The organism is Huintestinicola sp., from assembly GCF_050874005.1.
In the GTDB taxonomy this organism is placed as follows: Bacteria; Bacillota; Clostridia; order Oscillospirales; family Ruminococcaceae; genus Huintestinicola.
Map to the genome: position 1 here is coordinate 1 of NZ_JBNMJV010000085.1, position 3,293 is coordinate 3,293.

2 protein-coding genes and 1 pseudogene are annotated in these 3,293 nt (G+C 45.7%); all 3 read left to right on the forward strand.

Annotated features, from left to right (window positions below):
• A partial coding sequence (locus ACR0QN_RS14035; RefSeq protein ID WP_432651847.1) for a leucine-rich repeat domain-containing protein occupies positions 1–1,013 on the forward strand: 1,013 nt, incomplete at its 5' end.
• A 21-nt stretch (positions 1,014–1,034) separates the two neighbouring features.
• On the forward strand, positions 1,035–2,936 hold the full coding sequence (locus ACR0QN_RS14040; RefSeq protein WP_432651848.1) for a cellulase family glycosylhydrolase: 1,902 nt from the start codon (positions 1,035–1,037) through the stop codon (positions 2,934–2,936).
• Between the two features lie 57 nt (positions 2,937–2,993).
• Positions 2,994–3,293, forward strand: a pseudogene (locus ACR0QN_RS14045) (serine/threonine-protein kinase); the annotation flags it as partial.

Genomic DNA, 3,293 nt, shown 5'->3' on the forward strand with positions numbered 1-3,293 from the left:
ATATTATCTATGACTCCAAAGAGGATCTTTATCCGGGAGAAGCGGAAAAGGATAATGATGTAACGGAAGAAACTTCCGCTGCAACGGAAAAAGCAACCGAGACGAAGGTCACGGAGCCGCCTGTTACTGCACCGAAAGTGATCGAGCCAAAGGTCACCGAGCCGCCTGTTACTGCACCGAAAGTGACTGAGCCAAAGGTCACAGAGCCCGCTGCCCCTGCACCGAAAGTGACCGAGCCTGCTGCTCCTGCCGTTCCCGATGTGATAACCATAGGCGGAAAAAGCTATAAGACCAATATGACAGGCACCTTGGATCTGAGCGGAAAGGGGCTTAAAAACAAGGATATAGCAGACCTTAAATATATGACAAAGCTTAGCGAAATAATTATCAGCGACAATTCTCTGACCGATCTTTCGACGCTCAGCGGACTTACACAGCTTGAAAAGCTTACATATCATAACAACAATGTAAGCGACCTGTCCTTTGCGAAAAATCTGACAAAGCTCAAGGTTATAGGTGCGGAAAATAACGGTATCACAGACCTGTCGCCGCTGTCGGGTATGAGCGGACTGGAGGAAATATGGCTCCAGAACAATAATATAAGCGATATGTCGCCGTTAAAGAAATGTACAAAGGTAAATTCTCTCAGTCTGTCGGGCAATCCGATAAAGGACTGCTCAGCCGCTTCGGTAATGAAGAATATCAGGAATTTACATCTCTATGGCTGCGGGCTGAAAAGTCTGGAGCCATTCAAGGGCTGTACAAAGCTTGAGTATGTGTATGTCGGTGACAATCAGATAACCGACCTGACGCCGCTGTGCGGAAACAGCGGACTTATTGAGCTGAATGCTCAGAATAACAAGCTGAACGGAAATTACAATGCTCTGAAGGGTCTTACTGTACTGAAATGGCTTGATATTTCGGGAAATGGCTTTAACGACCCCGACGAGCTGTACGAGGTCATGTGCTATGACATTTTCTCCGATGATGACGGATTTGCCTACGTCAATTAACATCTGAAAGGACGTTATCTTATGAAAAAAATTACCGCATTATTTTTATCCTTGCTGCTCATTTGCGGATTATCGGGGCAGGTCTTTGCCGCCGACAGCAAAAAGACGGATTATTCTTCTATGACAGCGTCGGAATTTGTTGAAAATATATCGGTGGGCTGGAATTTGGGAAATACCCTTGACGCCCTTGACGGAGAGGGACTTTCAAGCGAAACAAGCTGGGGAAATCCCAAGACCACAAAAGCAATGATAAAAGCCGTAAAGAGCAAGGGCTTCAATACCGTAAGAATACCCGTTTCCTGGGGAAATCATATGGATCCGAAGGGGAAGATAGACAAGGAGTGGCTGGACAGAGTTCAGGAGGTAGTGGATTACGCCTACAGTCAGGATATGTTCGTTATCCTCAATTCCCATCACGACAGAAGCTGGATAAAGCTTGACACCAAAAGTGAGACGGCGGTAACAAAAAAGTTTAAGTATCTATGGAAACAGATAGCGGTACGTTTTAAAAATTATGACGAGAGACTTATTTTTGAGTCTATGAACGAGCCGAATACCGAAGGCTCAGATTATCAGTGGGCAGGCGGAACCAAATCGGAAAGACAGGTGCTCAACCGTCTTAACAAGGCATTTGCCGAGACCGTCAGAGCGGCGGGGGGGAAGAACAGCACAAGATTTACTATGATACCCCCATACGGCGCATCTGCTGTTTATGAATCAATGGCGGACCTTGAGATACCCGATGACCGTACCATCGTTTCTATCCACGCCTATGCCCCTGACAGCATTTCTCTTAATCTCGACCCAAAAATGAAAAAATTCACCGACAGGGGCAAAGGTGAGATAGATGCTGTTTTCAGCGATATAAAAAAGGCGTACACTTCCAAAGGCATTCCCGTGATAATGTGCGAATTCGGAACAATGAACAAGGATAACACGGAGCAGAGAGCCAAGGCGGCAAAATACTATCTGCAAAAGGCAGCTTCCTGCGGTATCCCCTGTATATGGTGGGACAATGGTCTTGTTGAATATGACGGCACTTCGGAAACCTTTGCCCTGCTTGACAGAAATACCTTAAAATGGTATTTCCCCGATATTGTGAACGTTCTGACAGCGTCTTCGGCAAAAAAACCAAAGTCCTCCTCAGAGACATCTTCCGCCGCCGTGAAAACCGTAAAGATCGGCAAGAAGTCCTACAAGACAAGTATGACGGGAACCCTTAATCTCAGCAATCAGAAGCTTGAAGACAGCGACATAGCAGATCTGAAATATATGACTAATCTGAGCGAGATAATCCTCAGCAATAATAAGCTTACAGATCTTTCGGCGCTGAGCGGACTCACACAGCTTGAAAAGCTTACGTTCCACAACAACAATGTAACCGATCTGTCCTTTGTGAAAAATATGAAAAAGCTTACAGTCATAGGCGCTGAAAACAACGGCATTACAAGCGTTTTCGCCCTGTCAAAGCTTACAAAGCTGGAGGAAATGTGGCTTGGCGGCAACAACATAAAGGATATTTCGCCATTGAAGAACTGCGTCAATGTGAAAAAGCTCAGCCTTTCGGATAATCCCATAGGCGATATCTCATCTCTTTCGGGAATGAAAAAGCTTAAAGAATTACATCTCGGGAACTGCGGATTAAAGAGCATAAAGGCTCTCAGCGGCTGCTCAAAGCTTGAGACTGTTTATCTTTTCGACAACAAGCTGACCGACCTTACGCCCCTTGCAGGCAGCAAAAAGCTGGCTCTGCTGGACGCTAAAAATAACCGTCTGAACGGTAAGCTGCAAGCGATAAAGGGTCTTACTATTCTTGACAGACTGGATATTTCGGGAAATGGCTACAATGATCCCGACAGGCTTTATGATTATGTATGCACAAAGCTTTACAGCGACGATGACGGTTTTGAGTATTGGTACTGATAAATGAAAAAGCTCCTGCTGAGTCGGGAGCTTTTTCGGAAAGGAATGATTTTTTGTATGATAACCGTTTCAGATAAAAATCTGTGCAGCTGCTGCTTTGCGGAGATAACCTCGGAGCCATGCAGTGAATGCGGCTTTTCTTCCGTGAGATACGTTGCCGACCCTGCCGTGCTGCCCTGCGGAAGTATGCTCCAGAAAAGATATATAGTGGGCAGAGTTATCGGAAAGGGCGGCTTCGGCATAACCTACCTTGCCTATGACACAAAGCTTGAGCGCAAGGTGGCGATAAAGGAATTTTATCCCTACGGACTTGCCACAAGAAATATTGGTGATACTGTTGTGATCGTTTCAAACGAG

Coding starts and splice junctions, on each gene's coding strand:
- ACR0QN_RS14040 (WP_432651848.1), top strand. CDS start 1,035: ATGAAAAAAATTACCGCATTATTTTTATCCTTGCTGCTCATTTGCGGA.